The sequence below is a fragment of the Nocardia sp. NPDC046473 genome (assembly GCF_040645995.1).
Lineage (GTDB): Bacteria > Actinomycetota > Actinomycetes > Mycobacteriales > Mycobacteriaceae > Nocardia.
Genome location: NZ_JBEYZJ010000015.1, coordinates 225162 through 243832, shown reverse-complemented (window position 1 = coordinate 243832; position 18671 = coordinate 225162). Strand labels below are relative to the sequence as shown.

At 66.0% G+C, this 18671-nt stretch carries 13 protein-coding genes; 10 read left to right on the top strand and 3 right to left on the bottom strand.

Features of this window, described 5'->3' with window-relative positions:
* The first annotated feature begins 29 nt into the window (after window positions 1-29).
* Both ABZ942_RS42460 and ABZ942_RS42455 read left to right on the top strand, forming a co-directional pair.
* Window positions 30-6125 carry a type I polyketide synthase gene (locus ABZ942_RS42460; protein ID WP_357391944.1) on the top strand — a complete coding sequence of 2032 codons (6096 nt, stop codon included), beginning with the start codon at window positions 30-32 and terminating at the stop codon, window positions 6123-6125.
* 56 nt (window positions 6126-6181) lie between these two features.
* The gene (locus ABZ942_RS42455) at window positions 6182-6439 is read left to right on the top strand and encodes an acyl carrier protein (RefSeq protein ID WP_357391943.1); all 258 of its coding nucleotides are present in this window, start codon (window positions 6182-6184) and stop codon (window positions 6437-6439) included.
* Between the two features lie 320 nt (window positions 6440-6759).
* Here ABZ942_RS42455 and ABZ942_RS42450 read toward each other — a convergent pair whose 3' ends face one another.
* From ABZ942_RS42450 to ABZ942_RS42440, 3 genes are all read right to left on the bottom strand, one after another.
* Entirely contained in the window at window positions 6760-7974 is a 1215-nt protein-coding gene (locus ABZ942_RS42450; protein ID WP_357391942.1) for a beta-ketoacyl synthase N-terminal-like domain-containing protein, read from the bottom strand.
* The gene (locus ABZ942_RS42445; RefSeq protein WP_357391941.1) at window positions 7971-9242 is read right to left on the bottom strand and encodes a beta-ketoacyl-[acyl-carrier-protein] synthase family protein; all 1272 of its coding nucleotides are present in this window, start codon (window positions 9240-9242) and stop codon (window positions 7971-7973) included. The genes ABZ942_RS42450 and ABZ942_RS42445 overlap by 4 nt, the downstream gene beginning before the upstream one ends.
* Window positions 9243-9520: 278 nt before the next feature.
* The gene (locus ABZ942_RS42440; protein ID WP_357391940.1) at window positions 9521-10015 is read right to left on the bottom strand and encodes a nuclear transport factor 2 family protein; all 495 of its coding nucleotides are present in this window, start codon (window positions 10013-10015) and stop codon (window positions 9521-9523) included.
* Between the two features lie 134 nt (window positions 10016-10149).
* Here ABZ942_RS42440 and ABZ942_RS42435 point away from each other — a divergent pair, with 134 nt between their 5' ends.
* The 8 genes from ABZ942_RS42435 (at window position 10150) to ABZ942_RS42400 (ending at window position 18661) form a co-directional block, all read left to right on the top strand.
* Window positions 10150-11088: an aromatase/cyclase gene (locus ABZ942_RS42435; protein ID WP_357391939.1), complete on the top strand. Its 939-nt coding sequence runs from the start codon at window positions 10150-10152 to the stop codon at window positions 11086-11088.
* On the top strand, window positions 11081-12658 hold the full coding sequence (locus tag ABZ942_RS42430; RefSeq protein ID WP_357391938.1) for a class I adenylate-forming enzyme family protein: 1578 nt from the start codon (window positions 11081-11083) through the stop codon (window positions 12656-12658). Before ABZ942_RS42435 ends, ABZ942_RS42430 begins: the two co-directional genes overlap by 8 nt.
* Before the next feature lie 12 nt (window positions 12659-12670).
* On the top strand, window positions 12671-12967 hold the full coding sequence (locus ABZ942_RS42425) for an antibiotic biosynthesis monooxygenase family protein (protein WP_357391937.1): 297 nt from the start codon (window positions 12671-12673) through the stop codon (window positions 12965-12967).
* Window positions 12968-13038: 71 nt separating this feature from the next.
* Window positions 13039-14694 carry an FAD-dependent monooxygenase gene (locus ABZ942_RS42420; RefSeq protein ID WP_357391936.1) on the top strand — a complete coding sequence of 552 codons (1656 nt, stop codon included), beginning with the start codon at window positions 13039-13041 and terminating at the stop codon, window positions 14692-14694.
* A 13-nt stretch (window positions 14695-14707) separates the two neighbouring features.
* Complete coding sequence (locus ABZ942_RS42415) at window positions 14708-15469, top strand: SDR family NAD(P)-dependent oxidoreductase (protein ID WP_357391935.1); 762 nt, start codon at window positions 14708-14710, stop codon at window positions 15467-15469.
* 140 nt (window positions 15470-15609) lie between these two features.
* Window positions 15610-16668 carry a methyltransferase gene (locus ABZ942_RS42410; protein WP_357391934.1) on the top strand — a complete coding sequence of 353 codons (1059 nt, stop codon included), beginning with the start codon at window positions 15610-15612 and terminating at the stop codon, window positions 16666-16668.
* Window positions 16665-17426 (top strand): SDR family oxidoreductase, encoded by a 762-nt coding sequence (locus ABZ942_RS42405; RefSeq protein WP_357391933.1) that lies wholly within the window; start codon window positions 16665-16667, stop codon window positions 17424-17426. Before ABZ942_RS42410 ends, ABZ942_RS42405 begins: the two co-directional genes overlap by 4 nt.
* Before the next feature lie 14 nt (window positions 17427-17440).
* Window positions 17441-18661 (top strand): FAD-dependent monooxygenase, encoded by a 1221-nt coding sequence (locus ABZ942_RS42400; protein WP_357391932.1) that lies wholly within the window; start codon window positions 17441-17443, stop codon window positions 18659-18661.
* The last annotated feature ends 10 nt before the right edge of the window (window positions 18662-18671 follow it).

Below are 18671 nucleotides of genomic sequence, written 5' to 3'. Positions count from 1 at the left end.
GGCTCGACCGCACCGGAAAGGCCCCACTGATGAGCTCTGATCCCGCAGCACCTACGCCCGCCATCGCCATCGTCTCCATGGGCTGCCGATACCCCGGAGGCGCGAGCTCGCCGGAGGAACTGTGGCGTCTGGTTGCCGGCGCACAGGACGCGACCTCGCCCTTCCCCGCCAATCGCGGCTGGAACATCGACCAGCTCTACGCCGAACTGGCGGTCCACGATGAGGTCGACTACCCGCGCAGAGGCGGATTCCTGCCCGACGCCGACCGGTTCGACGCCCGCTTCTTCGGCATTTCCCCGCGCGAGGCCACCGGGATGGACCCCCAACAGCGGATATTGCTCGAGGTCGCCTGGGAAACCTTCGAACGCGCAGGAATCACCCGGGAAGCCCTGGCCGACAGCAACACTGGCGTTTTCGTCGGTGTGATGGCGCAAGAGTACGGTCCACGCCTGCACGAGCCAAGCGCAGCGGCCGGACACGGGCACCGGCTCACCGGAGGCTCGATCAGCGTCGCCTCCGGTCGCATCGCCTACACCTTCGGGTTGCACGGTCCGGCCGTGACCGTCGACACCGCGTGCTCCTCCTCGCTCGTGGCCGTACACCTGGCGAGTTCGGCATTACAGCGCGGTGAATGCGACCTGGTGCTGGCCGGGGGAGTAACGATCATGGCCACACCCGGGATGTTCGTCGACTTCAGCTGGCAGAAAGGGCTCTCCCCCGAGGGCCGGTGCAAAGCCTTCGCCGAAGACGCCGACGGCACCGCATGGGCCGAAGGCGCAGGACTGGTGCTGCTCGAACGCTTGGACGACGCGATCGACCGAGGCCATCACATCCACGCGATCCTGCGCGGCAGCGCGATCAATCAGGACGGTGCCAGCAACGGTCTGACCGCACCGAACCGCCACGCCCAAGAGCAGGTCATCCGAGCCGCCCTCACCCGATCCGGGCTGTCGGCCGCCGAAGTCGATGTCGTGGAGGCACACGGCACCGGCACACCGCTCGGCGATGCCATCGAAGCCCGCGCACTCGCCGCCACATACGGCGCCGGCAGAACCCCCCACAGACCCCTGTGGCTGGGATCGCTGAAATCCAACATCGGCCACGCCCAGGCCGCCGCCGGCATCGGCGGCGTCATCAAAATGGTGCAAGCCATGAAAGCCGGCCAGCTCCCGGCAACATTGCACGCCACCCGGCCCAATGCACACATCGACTGGGAACACAGCGGGCTGGCTCTGCTCACCGAGGCACGCCCATGGCCCTCGACCAGCCGACGACCCCGACGCGCGGGCATCTCATCCTTCGGGATCAGCGGCACCAACGCCCATGTGGTCGTGGAAGGCGTTGCCGCAGCCACCACCACCACGAATCGGCGATCCGGACCGTTTGCCTGGCCGGTTTCAGCGCCCGACGCCGAGTCGCTACACCGGCAGGCCAGATCGCTGGTCGACTACGTGACCGGCCACACCGGCCTGCGTGCCGACGACATCGGTCGCAGCCTGGCCGAACGCACCCAGTTCGCTCACCGCGGTGTCGTCCTCGCCGACAACCGCGACGATCTGATCGCCGGGATGAAACACCTCGCCGCCACGACAGCGATTGCGTCGGTGGCCGGCAGCTACCTCTCACCGACCACGCTGATGGCCCGTGCCGCCAAAGACGCCCTGCCCGTGTTCGTGTTTCCCGGTCAAGGCTCGCAATGGCGAGGCATGGGGCTGGAGCTCCTGGCCACCTCCGACGTGTTCGCCGACAGTATGCAGCGCTGCGCGGCGGCGCTGGCACCGACCTGGGGCCGAGACCTGTTCGATGTTCTCGACCATGACGCGCTGACCCGCGTCGATCTAGTGCAGCCAGCCTTGTTCGCGGTACTCGTCTCGCTTGCGGAGCTGTGGAAACACGCCGGTGTCACACCGGCAGCGGTGATCGGGCATTCGCAAGGAGAGATCGCTGCCGCGCACGTGGCCGGCGCGCTCGACCTCCGCGATGCTTGCGCGGTAGTGACCCTGCGCAGCAAGGCCTTACAGGCCTTGGCCGGCACAGGCGGGATGGTCGCGGTCCCCCTCGGCGTCGACGTCGTGAAAGCCCTGTGCGGCCAGCTCGACGGCCGGGTCGATATCGCGGCGATCAACGGTCCGCGCTCCACGGTGGTCGCCGGAGGCGCAACTGCCCTGCACGAGTTCCGGGTGCTGTGCGAGCGGCAGGGCATCGACGCCAAGACCATCGATGTGGATTACGCCTCCCACACCGCAGCCGTCGAAGACCTGCGGGAAACGATCACTACCAGCCTCGCGGGGATACGCCCGCGCACGTCGGTGATTCCGGTGTACTCCACGCTGAGGGGCTCGGTCATCGACACCACTGCCATGGATTCGACCTACTGGTATGACAATCTGCGCAACACGGTGCTGTTCGCGCCCACCATCCACAAGCTGGTAAGCGAGGGGTTCCAGACCTTCATCGAGATAAGTCCGCACCCCGTGCTGATCCACGGCGTGCAGGAGGTCCTGGACGCGGAGGCTATCGACGGCACCGTCATCGGCACCCTGCGCCGGGACAACGCTGGCACGGCACAATTCGCCTGTTCGCTGGCGACCCTGCACGGTGCAGGAGTGCCAGTCGACTGGTCCGCGCTGATGCCGGACGCCGAGCGGGTGGATCTTGCGAGCTACGCCTTTGCAGACACCCGCTACTGGCTGGCTGGCGACGGGCCCCAGCCGGCGCTGCACGCCGGTTTCCTCGACCACGTCACCGACCTTCCGTCCGGCCAGGTCGTCGCCAGCGGGCGCATCTTCCCCGACCGACACCACTGGGTCACCGATCATGCCGTGCGGGGACGATGCCTGCTGCCCGCGACGGCGTTCCTCGAGGCCGTCGCCGCGCTGGGCGCCGCGATCGGCATGACCACAATCAGCGAGCTCACCCTGACCGAGCCGCTGTATCTGCCGACGGGAACGACGGTCGAGCTTCGTCTGATCGCCGATATCGCCGACCGCGATGGGCTGCGTCCGATCACGGTATATGCACGGACACAAGCGAATTCGCCGTGGATAGGCCACGCGGCCGGCACCCTCACAGCCGACCCGCCGGCGCGCGACTACGCCGCCCTCACCTGGTCCGGCGCTACCGGCGACCAGACCGACATCAACGATGTCTACGCCGAACTGACCTCGCGCGGCTACCACTACGGCCCGGCGTTTCGCGGATTGCGCAGCATGACATCGCGCGAGGACCGTGTGCTCGCCAGGGTGATCCTGCCCGACGCCGCCCACGACGGGATTCGGTACACCACAGTGCATCCCGCGCTGCTCGACGCTGCACTGCATGCGGCGCTGCGGACGATGGGCACCGATCTGATGATCCCGTGGTCGTGGCAAGGCGTGAGCTTTCGGTGCGCCGCCTCGTCCCAGACTCTCGAGATCCGTGCCCGCGTGGCGGCGGGCCGGCTGTCGTTGACAGCCGTTGATGACAACGGCGAGGTCGTGATCCACGTTCGCGAGTTGATCCTGCGGCCCGTGGCCACGGCCGAGGACACTGATGGCGGTGCTTTGCTGGCGCCGCAATGGAGCCCGGCGGTCGGCGCCGGACCCCTCGACTCCACTCGATGGTGGACCCCAGCCCCGGACACCACCTGCCACACGCCGGCACAGCTGCTGGACAAGGTACCCGTGCCGGTACCCGCCGTCGTCGCCATCGTCGCCGGCAACCGCGGCACCGACCTGCCTGGCGACGCTATCGGGGGGGCCGAGAACGTTCTGCAGCTTCTGCAGCGGTGGCTGGCCGAGCAGCGCTTCGAGGACTCGGTACTGGCCGTGATCACCCACCGCACCCAAGCGGTCACCGGTCCCGAACCTGTGACCGGCTTGGCCGGCGCCACCGTGACCGGGTTGGTGCGCTGCGCGCAGGCCGAGAATCCCGGCCGGTTTCGACTCATCGACACCGACGACAGCGCGGCCTCGCAACAGGCGCTGGCGGTGGCTCTCAACATCACAGACCCCGAGGTCGCGATTCGGGCGGGCACGCTGTTCACTCCGCGTCTGGCCGCCCCACCCGCGCCAGCACTCGACCTGCCCGCCACACCGGGGGCCTGGCGCCTGGATGTCACGGCCCGCGGCAGTCTCGACAACCTCGCCCTCATACCGCATCCGCAAGCCGAGACGGCATTGCGTGCCGGGGAGATCCGGATCGCGGTGCGCGCGGCAGGGCTCAACTTCCGTGACATCGCTGTGGCGCTCGATCTGGTCGCCAGCGAGACGACCATGGGCGCCGAAGGATCCGGGGTGATCGTCGAACTCGGCCCCCAGGTCACCGACTTCACCGTCGGTGATCCCGTGTTCGGTGTTTTCGAGCGGGCACTGGGCACACTCGCCGTCGCTGATCAGCGCATGGTGCGAGCACTGCCGCCGCGTTGGATACACGCGCAGGCCGCGGGTGTTCCCATCGTCTACATCACCGCCTACCAGTGTCTGGTCGAGTTGGCCGATCTGCAGCCCGGCGAGACGGTCCTGATCCACGCCGCCACCGGCGGGGTCGGATTGGCGGCGATACAGATTGCGCGTCACCGGGGGGCGGAGGTCTTCGCGACCGCCAGCAGGGAAAAACACGATGTACTGCGCGCGCTGGGCATCCCCGACGACCACATCGCCTCATCACGATCACTGGACTTCGCGGCCGAGTTCCTGGCCGTGACCGGCGGTCGGGGCGTCGATATCGTGCTCAATTCGCTGGCCGGGCACGCGATCGACCACTCCCTGGCTCTGCTCGCCCCCGGCGGGCGATTCATCGAGATGGGCAAGACCGACCTCCGCGACGCCGCACTCACCCAGGCTCAGCATCCGGGCATCACCTACCACACCTATAACCTTCTCGCCGTCAGCCCAGACCGGATCGGCGCTGTGCTCGACGACCTGATCCAGCTGTTCGCGCGGGGCACTCTCACCCATCTACCGCTGACCACCTGGAACATCCGACACGGTGGAGACGCGCTGCAACGGCTGCGACGAGCACGGCACCGAGGAAAATTGGTCCTGACCCTGCCCAGGGCATTCGACCCCGACCGGCCGGTACTGATCACCGGCGGCACGGGCGGGCTGGGTGCCGTGCTGGCCAACCACCTGGTGAGCGACCACGGCGCGCGACGGATTGTGCTGGTCAGCCGTCGAGGAGACCGAGCACCCGGCGCCACCGAACTGACCGCTGCGCTGGCCCGCCAGGGCGGCGAGGTCACGGTCATCGCATGCGATGCCGCCGATCGTGACGGGCTCGCGCGCGTTATCGCCGCCTGCCCACCCGGCAGTGTCTTCCATGCCGCCGGACTCCTCGACGACGGCGTGCTCACCCGGATGACACCCGATCAACTGCGGGTTGTGCTGCGCGCCAAGGTCGATGTCGCCTGGCACCTGCATGAACTGACCCAGGCGTTGGACCTGTCCGCCTTCGTCCTGTTCTCCTCGATCGTGGGCATTCTCGGTGAGCCCGGCCAAGGCAATTACGCCGCCGCGAACACCTTCCTCGACGCTTTGGCGCACTACCGTCGCAGCCGCGGTCTGGAAGCGACGTCGATTGCGTGGGGCTTGTGGGAGCAGCCCACGGGTATGACGCGGCATTTGACTGATCGAGATCGGTTGGCGCTGCGCCGTTCTGGGCTGCTCCCGATGGAAACCGGACCAGCGCTGCGCCTGTTCGATGAGGCTCTACATACCGGCGCCGCCGCATTGGTCGCCGCCCGGCTGACCACCCAGATCGCCGATCGCTCGGCGTGGCCGGTGGATCACCGCCTAGACGGTCGACCACCAGCTGCGACGCCGGCCTCGCAAGCAGGCGCCGACCAATCGGATGCGGTGCTGGCCGCTCGCGCAGCCACGGCGCGAGTCGACGACAGATCGATGGATCTCATGGAGTTGGTGTGCAGCCACGCTGCGGCCGTTCTCGGATACAGCGATGCACACGCCATCCAGCCCTCCGACTCGTTTCAGGAGCTGGGGTTCGACTCCTTGCTCAGCATCGATCTCCGTAACCGGCTGAACGCTGTCACCGGGCTCCGGCTGCCTGCCGAGGTGGTCATCGATCACCCCACACCACACAACCTTGTCGTTTTCATGAAGGCCCGGACGCGCCAAGGAATCAGTTAGCAACCCCGACAACAACATGCACCAGTAGAAGTATCAAACGGACGAGGTGGCAAATAATGAGCAGTCTTACGATCGATACGCTCAGAGGGCTCATGCGCAAGGCGCTGGGCGAAGATGACACAGTGGATCTCAGTGGCGACATCCTGGACGCCGAGATGGGTGAGCTCGGGTTCGATTCCCTGGCCATCATCGACGTCGTGCAGCGACTCGAGCGCGACTACAAGATCGCTATTCCCGAGAGCCTCGCGACCGAGGAAACGACACCGCGGCAGCTGCTCGAGGTCGTCAACACCACGGTGACCGAGCACGCGTAGCCATCTCTGGCGAGAACACCACGCGGCCGACCTCGGTGCAGCCACGGTCGTCGACCGCGGCACCGAGGTTCGGCTGCGGTGCGAACTACTCCGCACGCGTCTCCCGATACCTGCCGGGCGGTGGCCGCTCCCGGGTCCGGGCGCGTACAGGGCTCATGCCCGGTTCAGCGAGGCCTGCGCGGGGTCCCTCCGACCGGTATGCCCAACAGAAATGCGCGGCAACGGTTTTCGGGTAGATCGGTGGCTGGCGCCGTGATCTACCCGAAAACCGTTGCCGCATCGCGTCTCACAGCGTCAGTAGGCATTGAGGGTGCTGGGAGTTAGGAGGGCTTGGTGAGGAGTACCGCCGATGCGAAGCCGCCATGTCCGCGAGCCAGGACCAACGCATTGGTGACACGCTGATGGCGTGGCGCGCCGATCACTAGTTCCAGCGATGAGTCGAGTTGGTCCTCGTCGATGTTGACAGCGGGCGGAATTATGTCGTCGCGCATGGACAACAACGCCCACGCGACATCCAAGGCCGCACCACCGGCCAGCAGGCGTCCGGTCATGGTCTTGGGGACGCTCACGGCCACGCGGCGTTCTCCGAACAGTTTGGTGATTACCGCCGCTTCGGCCTGATCCAACGCGGGGACCCCAGCACCGTCGGCGAACACGACATCCACCTCATCGGGTGCGACGCCGGCATCTGCCAGGGCCTGCTGGGCGGCCCGGAACAACCCGTCGCCGGTCGCGGCCGGCGCGGGATCGAACGCTGAGCCGTAGCCGGCGACGGTGCCGTAGATCGCCGTGCTCCGGACCGTGGCATCGGATCGGGACTCCACGACGAAGATCGCGCCGCCCTCACCGGGGATGAACCCGGGACTGGTGGCGCTGAACGGCTGGAAGGCCGCCGCACAGTCGCCGCTGGTGCTGACTCCGTGCGCGGCGGAGACGACCGACATTCCGTACGGGCAAACGAGCCCGTCGACGCCGCCGACCGTCATCAACGCTGTGCCCTTGCGGATCCGGCGCCGGGAGAAGGCCAGAGTGTCCAGTCCGGCGGCCTGTTCGGAAACCACGACACCGCACGGGCCCCGCATCCCGTTCTTGATCGAGATCTGACCGGTGTTCACCGCGTAGTACCAGGCGAAGGACATGTACGGGCTGACTGCATCCCAGCTGGTACCCCACAGCTTCTGCAGTTCTCGCTGACCGAACTCGAGGCCGCCGGTGGAGGTCGACACGGCCACCCCCATCGAATACGGCGGGCGCGCAGCAGGATCGACGTCGGCGTCTTCCAGCGCTGAAGTCGAGGCCAGCAGCGCCAGTCGCGTCATTCGGTCCGTTTGCGGGAGAAGCCGTTTGCGGATTCCGGCTTCTGCCTCGAACGGCGGGACCGTGCCGGCCAGCGTGACGGGGTATCGGTCGGTGTCGAAGGATTCGACGGGTCGAATACCGCAGACTCCCGCGAGGCTGGCCTGCCAGAATTCCTCCAGACGGGTCCCGATGGGGGAGACAACTCCGATGCCGGTCACTACCATGTCGCGGTTCATGCCAGTTCACCGTTCGTCAACGCTGTCAGCACCATCGCGCTCTGGAATCCGCCGAATCCGCTGCCGACGGTCAGCACAGCGTCGAGCCGCTTCTCCCGAGCATGCAATGGCACGTAGTCGAGGTCGCATCGTGGATCGGGCTCATGCAAGTTCGCCGTCGGCGGGACGACGTTGTGCTGCATGGCGAGCAAGCAGGCGGCGATCTCGATGGATCCGATGGCGCCGAGTGAATGACCGACCATGGATTTGATGCTGCTCATCGGCGTCAGATAGGCGTGCTGGCCGAGACTGCGTTTCACCGCCGCGGTCTCATGCTGATCGTTTTGGACCGTGCCCGAGCCGTGGGCGTTCACATAGTCGATGGCGTCGGGGGCCAGCCTCGCTTCCAGCAGGGCCAGGTCGATGGCCTCCGACATTTCTTTGCCTTCCGCGCTGAGCCCGGTCATGTGATAAGCGTTGGCGCGCGAGGCGTAGCCGGCAACTTCGGCGTAGACGTGCGCGCCGCGCCGGCGGGCATGGTCGTAGTCTTCCAAGACCAGCACCGCGGAACCCTCCCCGAGAACCAGCCCCGTTCGTGAACGATCGAAGGGTCGGCAGGCGGTGCCCGGATCATCGTTGCGGGCGGAGGTGGCGCGGATGACGTCGAAACACGTCAGGGTGATCGGCGAGATCGGGGCGTCCGCCGCGCCGGTGATCATGACATCCACCTCACCGTCGCGGACAAGCTCGGCGGCGTAGCCGACCGCGTCGATACCCGAGGTGCAGCCGGTCGAGATCACCGTGGAATGTCCTCGCGCGCCGGTGATCAATGAGACCTCGGCGGCGATCGAGCTCGGCAGAAAGTACTCGTAGAGGTGCGGGCTGACGAAACCGGGGTCGAGGACCCAGTGCCGGCCGCCGTCCGACAGCACCGAGTACTCCCGATCGGTACTGGTGGTGCCGCCCACGGCACTGCCGAGAGCAACCCCGGTCCGTTCGGCCAGCAGTCCGTCGATCTCGATGCCGCTGTCGCGGACGGCTTCCAGTGCGGTCGCCATGGCGAACTGGGCTGCACGGTCGGCTCGGCGGACCTGCTGGGGTGTCAGCCCGAGCTTGGCCGGGTCGAAGTCGCACTCGGCGGCGATCTGGCTGCGATGCTGGCTCGCGTCGAAATGGGTGATGGTCCGGGTCGCGGTCGTGCCGCTGGCGATCAGATCCCAGAAACGGTCTGTACCGATCCCGCCAGGTGCGGTGACGCCGATCCCGGTAATAACTACCCGGCGATCCATAAATGCTCCTCAAAGTCTCGAATCCGAATGCTCGGTACCAAGTCACCAGCGTGCCGGGCACAGCCGCTGTTCCTAGGCGATGACCTCGGACCTCGGCCAGTGTCATCGGACGGAACTCGCTGTACCGCAATCGATGTCGAGCATTCGGACTGACACCTGTGGTCGTGAGAGTGAACTGCCCGGGCTGGTGGATGTCGACTGCGGGTTCATGCGATCGCCCTCAGTCGAGGAAAGAGTCGATGCGGTCGATAGGGAATCAGCCTATGGCGTGTCGCCACTCAGGCCAGATCGTCGCGGGTGACCACTCGGCTTCTCACCTGTAGCTCCCCGTTGAGACGAACCAGCCGGTCATGGCATACGCAGATCCGGTAGAAACGGGATTCGCCTCCGTGTTTCGTCGCGATCACCATGGCGTAGCAGTGCACGACGATCGTGCCGTCCGCATCGCACTCGACATTGATCATTCCGTGCCAATGGCGGTGCTTTTCACCGGCAGCGGCCAACTCGGCCGCCGTGCGCCGCAGGCCGGCAGCCAACTCCGTCCGGCCCCGGACCGGTGCCGCCAGGGTCGGTGCGGAGAATGTGGCATCTTCGGTGAAAGTCTCCGCCCACTCCTGTGCTTCGGCCATATCGAGAAGCTGCAGGTGCTTCGCGTAGAACTGCTGAACCTCCGCATAGAGCCGTTCGAAGGTGATCTCGCTGGTCGTTGCTTGCATGAACGCCCCAATCCGAATTGGACCTCGTGATGGACCATGTCCGCGCCCATCGTGCATCGAGCCCTTCGTGGCGGGTTAGAGGTCGACCGAAGGGTGGCGTTCTCGAATCACCCTCCAACCGGCTTCGAAACCCCGCCGCGATGTTAGGTGCGACAGCTTCGCCGCGACGTCCAGCACAGGGGGATAACAGGATGCAAACTTCCTTCATCGAGGAGCACGTGGTGGTCGCCGCGCCCGAGCAGGTGCTCTACGACCTGGTACTCGATGTCGTCGGTTGGACACAGTTCCATCCGCCGGCCATCCATGCCGAAGTACGTGACCCGGGCGAGAAGGGCGACCTGGTCGAACAGTGGGCACTGCTCAGCGACCAGAGCGTGCGCAGATGGCGGGCACGGCGAACCTTCGACCAGGCCGAGCACCGGATCGCCTTCGTGAACGACTCGGTATCGCCGTGTACGGTGAGCGGCTCCTGGACCTTCCAGCCCATCGCGGAGAACTCCACCCGGGTGACCATGAGCCACCAACTCGAGTTCACCGAATCCGTCGCCGGCGACCTCGTTCGCCGGCTTAGTGCGGCATCCCAGCGAAACACCCTGGCGTATCTGGCCACACTGAAAGACACCGCCGAACGTGAGGAACAACTCCAACGACTCGTCGTGTCTTTCGAGGATGCGCTGTTCGTCGGCGGATCGATCGAGCACGTCTACGACTATCTCTACCGCGCCGATAGGTGGCCCGAGCGGATCCCGCACGTTCGAGCGCTGACCTTGAACGAGGACACGCCGAACATCCAATTCTTCGACATGCAGACCGCCGGCCCGGACGGGTCGACGCACAACACCCGCTCGGTGCGGGTCTGCCTGCCACCGGACCGGATCGTCTACAAACAACTGCAGCTGCCTCCGCTGCTGGATGCCCACACCGGGCACTGGAAATTCACCGAAACCACTGAAGGTGTGCACGCGGCCGTACGGCACACGGTGACCATCAAACCCACAGCCCTACACCTGCTCGGCGACGGCACGACAATCATCGATGCGCGGAAGTACCTGCGCCGAGAGCTGGCGGCCAACAGCATGACCAACCTGCGGCTGGCCAAGTCGTTCGCTGAGGAGCTGGCCGGTGTCTGAGAACGTGCAGGGCCGCGAACCCCTCGACTACCCCGCGATACCGATCGACGGACTGCTACAACTCAGCGCGCGCCGGGACCCGCACCGCACGGCGATCCGCACCGACGCCGTGCAGCTGAGCTTCGCTGAGCTGGAGGCGATCGTGAGCAGCGTCGCCGGCTCGCTGGCCAACCTCGCGGGCGGCCCAGGGGTGGCGATCGCGGTCGCCACCACACTCGATCCAGCCTTCGCGGTCGCGTTCAACGCGGTCTCCCGCAGCGGCAACGTGATCGTGACGATCAACCCGCTGCTCAGAGACGCCGCGCTCGAGCACATCCTCAACGCCGCGGAGGTCCAGGCCGCGTTCGTGCCGACCGAGCTGTACCGGCGACTGGCTCCCCTGCGCGACCGCTTACCGAAACTCGCCACGCTGATCCTGCTTGATAACGGCGATGAATCCACCACGGGCACAACGCTTCTGGCTGACCTCGCGCGAAACGGGGCCGCTGCCCCGCCCGCCCGGTCGACCGATCTCGGTGCCCTGGCCTGCATCCAGTTCACCAGCGGCACCACCGGCATGCCCAAAGCGGTGATGCTGTCGCACCGGAACCTGGTCGCAAACGCGGTGCAGGTGGCCACCGCGCACGGATTGAGCTCGGCCGCAATCACATTGAACCACCTGCCGGCCTATCACTTGATGCACCTGAACTCGGCCATCTACGCCGGCGCCAGCCAGGTATTGTGCCTGGACCCCGACCCCGTGGCTTCGATCGCCGCGGCGGTCGAGCACCAGGCCACGCACTACTACGGTCTGCCCGTCCGGTTGTCCAGACTCGCGGAGGATCCTCGACTGCCCGATCTGCGGGCGGGCATGGTCCGGGCGATGTATTCCGGCGGGTCGGCGCTCGCCCCCGCGGTCACCACGATCTTGGCCCGCCAGTTCGGAATTCCGGTTGTGCAGGGCTACGGCCTGGCCGAAGCCTCACCACTGACCCACTGCGACCTCCCCGACGCGCCCCGGCTGGGGTCGGTGGGGCCGACGGTACGCGACACCGAATGCCGGATCGTGCACGTCGACACCCGCACCCCTCTGCCCGCCGGCATCAATGGTGAGGTCCTGGTCCGAGGTCCGCAGGTGATGATCGGCTACCTGCACAGCCCCGACTCGACCGCCATCGACGCCGACGGCTGGTGCTCGACCGGCGATATCGGCTACCAAGACGATGACGGGTGGCTTTTCCTGGTCGATCGCCTCAAAGATGTCTTCAAGTGCGACAACGAACTCGTGTCACCGGCCGAGATCGAGTACGAGCTGAACCAGCATCCCGCCGTCCGCGAATGCGTGGTCGTCGACTATCCCGACAAATTCAGCGGCGCCGTCGCCTACGCATTCGTTGTCCTGCATGACCCGTCGGACCCGGTCGACCTCGCCAGAATCATGCAATTCGTCAACGAAAAAATGTCTTACTACCAAAAAATCCATCACTTGGAATGCGTGGACTCGATTCCGCGATCGCCGATCGGGAAGATCCAACGGCGAGTCATCAGAGAACAATTGCACGCACAGCTGCAACAAGCCAATAATTCGTGAGGGAGGCTCGTCATGGTGACCATGGTGAACAAGCTGACGGTAACCGGGAAAATCGCCGACTTCGAACGCGTCGCCGACGGCCTGACGGAATACATGCGGGAACAGCCCGGATATATCCGTTACAGCCTGCTGCGTTCCGTGCGCCGGGACAACGTCTTCGTCGAAATCGCAGAATGGAAAGACGCCGACGCTCATCGGCGGGCGATCCAGAGCGAAGGATTCCGCCGCCGCGTCGAACCGTTAGCCGCGGTCGCGACCGTCGACCCCGACCTCTACGAGGTCGTGCGCGAAGGTGAGGCGAAGGGGTAAGCCAGCCCGCCCCGATTGCAGCGCGATCTCGGCGTCTGCACCACCCATCCCGTCGACAAACAGGGGGGCACGTGAGTATCACTCCGATCGAATCACCCGAAACGCACCCGATCCTCGTCGTGGGCGCCGGCCCGGTCGGGCTCGTTCTGGCACACGAGCTTGTACGACACGGGTTACCCGTGCGATTGATCGACGCCGGCCCGGGGCCGACCACCACCAGCCGAGCGATCGCCACCCACCCGCGCAGCCTGGAGACCTATGACCACATGGGCGTCGTGGACGAGATCGTGGCACGAGGCCAGAAGATTCAGGCCTTCACGATGTTCCGCAAAGGCCGCCGACTGGCGCGGCTGGGCGCCGACTACTCCACGATGCCAACCCGATTCCCCTTCACCCTCGCCATCGACCAGGTTTCCACCGAGTCAGTGCTGCGTGAGGCGATCAACCGCAAAGGCCTCAGCGTGGAATGGGGAGTCAGGCTCGAAACCTTCGAGCAGGACCACCAGCGTGTGCTGGCCACACTGCGACACACGGACGGAAGCGAGGAAACCTTCGCCACCCCCTGGCTCATCGGGTGCGACGGCGGGCACAGCACGGTACGTAAACAGCTCGGTTTCCCGCTGCTCGGAGAGAGCAGCGAAACGTGGATGATCGCGGACGCGCAGGTCCGAACCGAACTGCCCCGCGACAGCATCTACTGGATCGATACTGGCGAACAAACGCTGATGATGGCCCCGATGCGCGAACCCGGACGGTGGCGCATGCTCGACACCCTCGAGATCGATGAGACCACGCAAGCGCAAGAGGTTGCCGACCGGTTCAGCCGCAAATTCACCCAGGGTTTGGGCCGGGAGACGATTGTGGAGACGCCGACCTGGACGTCGGTGTTCACCTTCCAGCAGCGCATGGTCGAACGGATGCGGCAGGGCCGGTGCTTCGTCGCCGGGGATGCCGCGCACGTGCACAGTCCTGCCTCCGGACAGGGCATGAACACCGGAATCCAGGAAGCGTTCAACCTCGCCTGGAAGATCGCCATCGTCGAACACGGCCACTGTCGAGAAGAACTGCTCGACAGCTACAGCGCCGAGCGCGTGCCCGTCGGGCGCACGCTGCTGCACTCGACGAAGCGAGCCACCTTCCTGGTTCAGCTGAAGAACAAGTTCGCCGGTCTGCTGCTGCCGATCGTGTTCGCGGTGGTGCGCAACGTCGCCCCCGTGCGGTTGCGACTGCAGCGCAAGATCCTCGGTGGGGTGTCGGGATTGCAGCTGGCCTATGGCGACAGTCCACTGACGGTCAATGCGGCAGCGGCACGGTTTCAGCCCGGCGCTGGGGAGAGACTGAGTCAGGCCGCCGCCGACGAGAGCGATCCCGGAGCCCGCGAACTCGCCGACGAGCTGCGCGACACCCGATGGACCTTGCTGGTGGTCGCGGAGTCCAGCGCGGGCGCGCGGATCGCCCGGGAGCTGGACACCCTGCACAAGAACTGGCTATCGGTACGCACCATCGGCGCCCGCGCCGCCGACCTCACCACCAACCCGCTACCAGATCCGCATCACCGGCTGCGCGATACCCTCGCCGTCGTCGACGGCGACTGGTTGCTGGTGCGGCCCGACGGCTATCTGTCCGCCCGCGGTCACGCGATCGATCGCGCAAGCCTGTCGGCCGCGTTCGCGCCATTACACCTCACGCGCAGCCTCTTCGCCGAGCAGCCCGCTCTGCAGCACTGAAGGAGAGATCAGCATGGATTTCGGGTTAGCGGATCGGGTGGTCCTGGTGACCGGCGCCACCGGCGGCATCGGGCAAGCGGTCACGCGGGCTTTCGCCGACGAGGGCGCGCGGGTCGTGATCGCCTACCACCGCAACCAGGAGGCAGCCGAGAAACTGGCTGCCGACCTGGGCGGGACACCCACCCGCGCCCTGGTGGTCCGCTACGCGCTGGACGAACCGGACACCCTCGCCGCGGCCGTCACGCACGTCAGTGAACGGTGCGGCGGTCCCGACGTGCTCGTGGCCAACGCGATGCGGTGGGGCACGCGCCGGCCCCGCGACGTGCACTTCGAGCATGTGCCGGTGGCGGAATGGGAGCCCGTGCTGCGCGATAATCTGGTCCCGACCGTGCGGACCGCGCAACTGGTGGTGCCAGGGATGCGTGCTCGGGGCTGGGGCCGGATCGTGTTGGTCTCCTCGCATGTGGCCATGCACGGACATTTCGGCCAGGAGTTCTATGGTGCGACCAAGGCCGGTCTGATCGGCTTCGCGCGCAGCCTGGCCTGGGATGTGGGACCCGACGGTGTCCTGGCGAATGTGGTCTCGCCCGGACTCACCACGACCGAACGAGTCCGCACCGGGCTACCGGCCGAAGTACAGGCTCAGGAGACCGGCCGTACACCGACCGGGCGGCTCAGCACGCCCGAAGACATCGCGGCCGCCATCGTTTTTCTGTGCTCGGCCGCCAATGCCAATATCACCGGACAAGAACTCATTGTCGCCGGCGGCCGCTGATCAAGACGGCTCGCCGCGGTCGGCGGCACTAATCCGGCTCGAATGCGGATGGAGCCACTCGAAGCACAATATTTCCGGAGTTCGGCCGGAGACGCCACCGGAAACATAGCTGATAAACGAAAATGAAGAGGGGGATGAACATGACCGTGAATTCGTATGACGCCTCAACGCTTGTTGCCCGATCGCTGGTTCAGCAGAGCAATGGGTACACCGAATCGGCGGTGCTGAATAGCGCAGTCGAGCTGGGAGTGTTCGAGCATCTGGCATCGGGTCCCGCGACCGAGGCGGAGATCCGCACGGGCCTCGGGCTGCATCCGCGCTTGACCGCCGACTTCCTGGACACGCTGGTCGGGCTGGGGATGCTGCAGCGCGAAGCCGGCCGATACAGCAACAGCGCCGCGGTCGAAGACTTCCTGCTGCCCAGCGCGATCACCTATCTCGGCGGGGTCATGGCTCGCAGCGCCCGCCACCACTACCAGATGTGGGGACGGCTGAGCGAAGCGCTGCGAGACGGGCAGCCCAAATCCGAGGGACTCGGCGGGAAGAACGCCTTCAAGAACACCTATGCCGCCGGCCCCGACATCACTCGACAGTTCCTGTCGCACATGGACTCCTATAACGGATACGCTGGCCCGCAACTGGCCAAGTACCTCGACTGGAGCCGCTACAAGTCCTTCGTCGATGCCGGCGGAGCCCGGGGCAACCTGGCCGCACAGCTCGTTACCGCACACCCGCACCTGACCGGCGTCGTCTTCGACCTGCCCGGTCTCGAACCCTTCTTCAACGAGCACATGGACCACACCGGCACGGCCGAGTCGGTCAGTTTCCAGGGCGGCGACTTCTTCGACGAGCCGCTGCCGCAGACCGACGTGCTGATCTTCGGTCACGTGCTGCACGACTGGCCGCTGGAAACCCGCCAGACACTGCTGCAGCGCGCCTGGCCGGCGGTGCGGCCCGGCGGGGCTGTGGTGATCTACGACCAGATGCTCGACAACGAGCGATCGGATCCGCACAAGTTGTTGGCGAGCCTGAATGTGCGGCTGGTCCGGGAGGGGGGATCGGAATACACCGTCGAAGAGTGCACCGCTTGGGCGGAGAAGGCCGGATTCCGGGTCACCACGGTCGTAGAGCTGGACACGATCGGGCGCGACACGATGGTGGTCGCGGAAAAGGTCAGTGACGAAACCGCGCAGGCATGACAGCGGCCGGAAGCAGCCTCGGTCTCGATGGCAAGGTCGCGGCTGTCACCGGTGCCAGCCGCGGGCTGGGCGCCGCAATCGCCAGCAAACTCTGTGAAAGCGGCTGCCACGTCGTGGTCAACTACGCGCACGACACCGCCGCCGCCGAGAGCCTGGTCGCCGCGCTCGACGGGCGCAAGGGCACCGCAGTCGCTGTCAAGGCCGACATCACCGGTCCCGATGGTGTGGCCACGGTGCTCGAGCAGGCACGGCGGCGGTTCGGCCGGCTGGATGTGTTCGTGCACAATGCCGCCAGCTGGCACCCGATGTCGGCGATCGACAACGAGCCCGACGCGATCCATGCCGACATCGCCGCCGCCATCGATCCGCTGCTGCGTGCCGCGGCGCCGCTGATGGAGTTGATGGCGTCCGGTGGCCGAGTCATCGCCGTGTCTAGCAACGGTGCTCGCGCGGTCCTTCCTCACTATGTCAGCCTCGGCCTGGCGAAATCGGCGCTGGAAACTCTGGTCAGGTACCTCGCGGTCGAGCTGGCTGGCAACGGGATCGCCGTGAACGCGATCACCACCGCCAAACTCGACAAAGGCCCGGAAACCCCTGGCGCAGAGCTGATTCCGATGCTCGCGGCGAGGACCCCCGCCGGCCGGCTCACTGTGCCCGCGGATGTAGCCGACGTTGTGGCACTGCTGTGCGCGCCCGAGGCCGCGTGGATTCACGGCCAGGTGATCACCGTGGACGGCGGCTTCGGTCTGCGGGCCTAGGACAGGGGACGAACATGGATCACACCGAAACCGATTTCTGCGTCGTCGGTGGCGGGCCGGCAGGGCTCACGATGGCGCTGTTGCTGCTGCGCTCCGGGGTCAGGGTGACGGTGATCGAGCGCAGCCGAACCCTCGAGCGCGAATACCGCGGCGAGATCCTCCAGCCCGGAGCGCTTGCTCTGCTCGATCAGTTGGGTGTGCTGGCCGGGGCACGCGAACGGGGCTGCTACGAGCTGGCCCGTTTCCAGCTGATCGAGCGCGGCGACGCGGTATTGGATATCGACTATCGCAAACTGCCGAAGCCGTACAACTATCTGCTGAGCATCCCGCAACAACACCTGCTGGCCGAACTGCTTGTCCAGTGTGGACGCTACGAGCATTTCCGGTACCTGGCCGGTAAGCGCGTGACCGATCTGGTCACCGAGGGCGGTCAGGTCCGCGGTGTCGTCTACGACTCCGACCAGGAGAGCAGTGTGCGAGCGCACTGTGTGATCGGGGCTGACGGCCGCTATTCCAGGGTGCGGCGCCGGGCTGAGATCGACAATCTCCGGCAGGAGGTGTTCGACCTCGACGTCTTATGGTTCAAGTTACCGATCGGCGACACCGCCGTACCGAATGCGCAGATCTTCCGCGGTGGCGGCAATCCCGTGCTGGTGTACAAAGCCTATCCGGGAAAACTGCAGCTCGGCTGGACATTGCCGCACGGAGGGTATCGCGCCATCGCCGACCAGGGCGTGGAGCAGGCTCGTGCACGGATCGGCGCCGCCATCCCGCCTTTCGCGGACCTGATCGACGAGCACATCGTCAGTATGCGTGATTTCACGCTGCTCGATGTCTTCGCGGCCAAAGCCCAACGGTGGGTTCGCGACGGGGTGGTGCTGATCGGCGATAGCGCCCACACCCACAGCCCGCTCGGTGCGCAAGGAATAAACCTCGCCATCCAGGACGCCGTCGTCGCACACCCGGTGCTGATGGAATCCTTGCACCGCAAGGACGCCACGGCAGAATTTCTTGAGAAGTTCGTGCGAATCCGAGAACCGGATATCAATCGGGTGATGAAGACCCAGGTCATGCAGAGCAAAGGAATGCTCTCGCGCGACTCCACCGCCACGGTTGTCCGACACGCAATGATCAAGATCATGCAGCGTACGCCCGTGTTCAAGGCGATCACGCGTCAGATCGCGGTGGGCAACCCGGCGATCACCGTGGCCTCGAACCTGTTCACTGCAGACTGACAAAAGGATT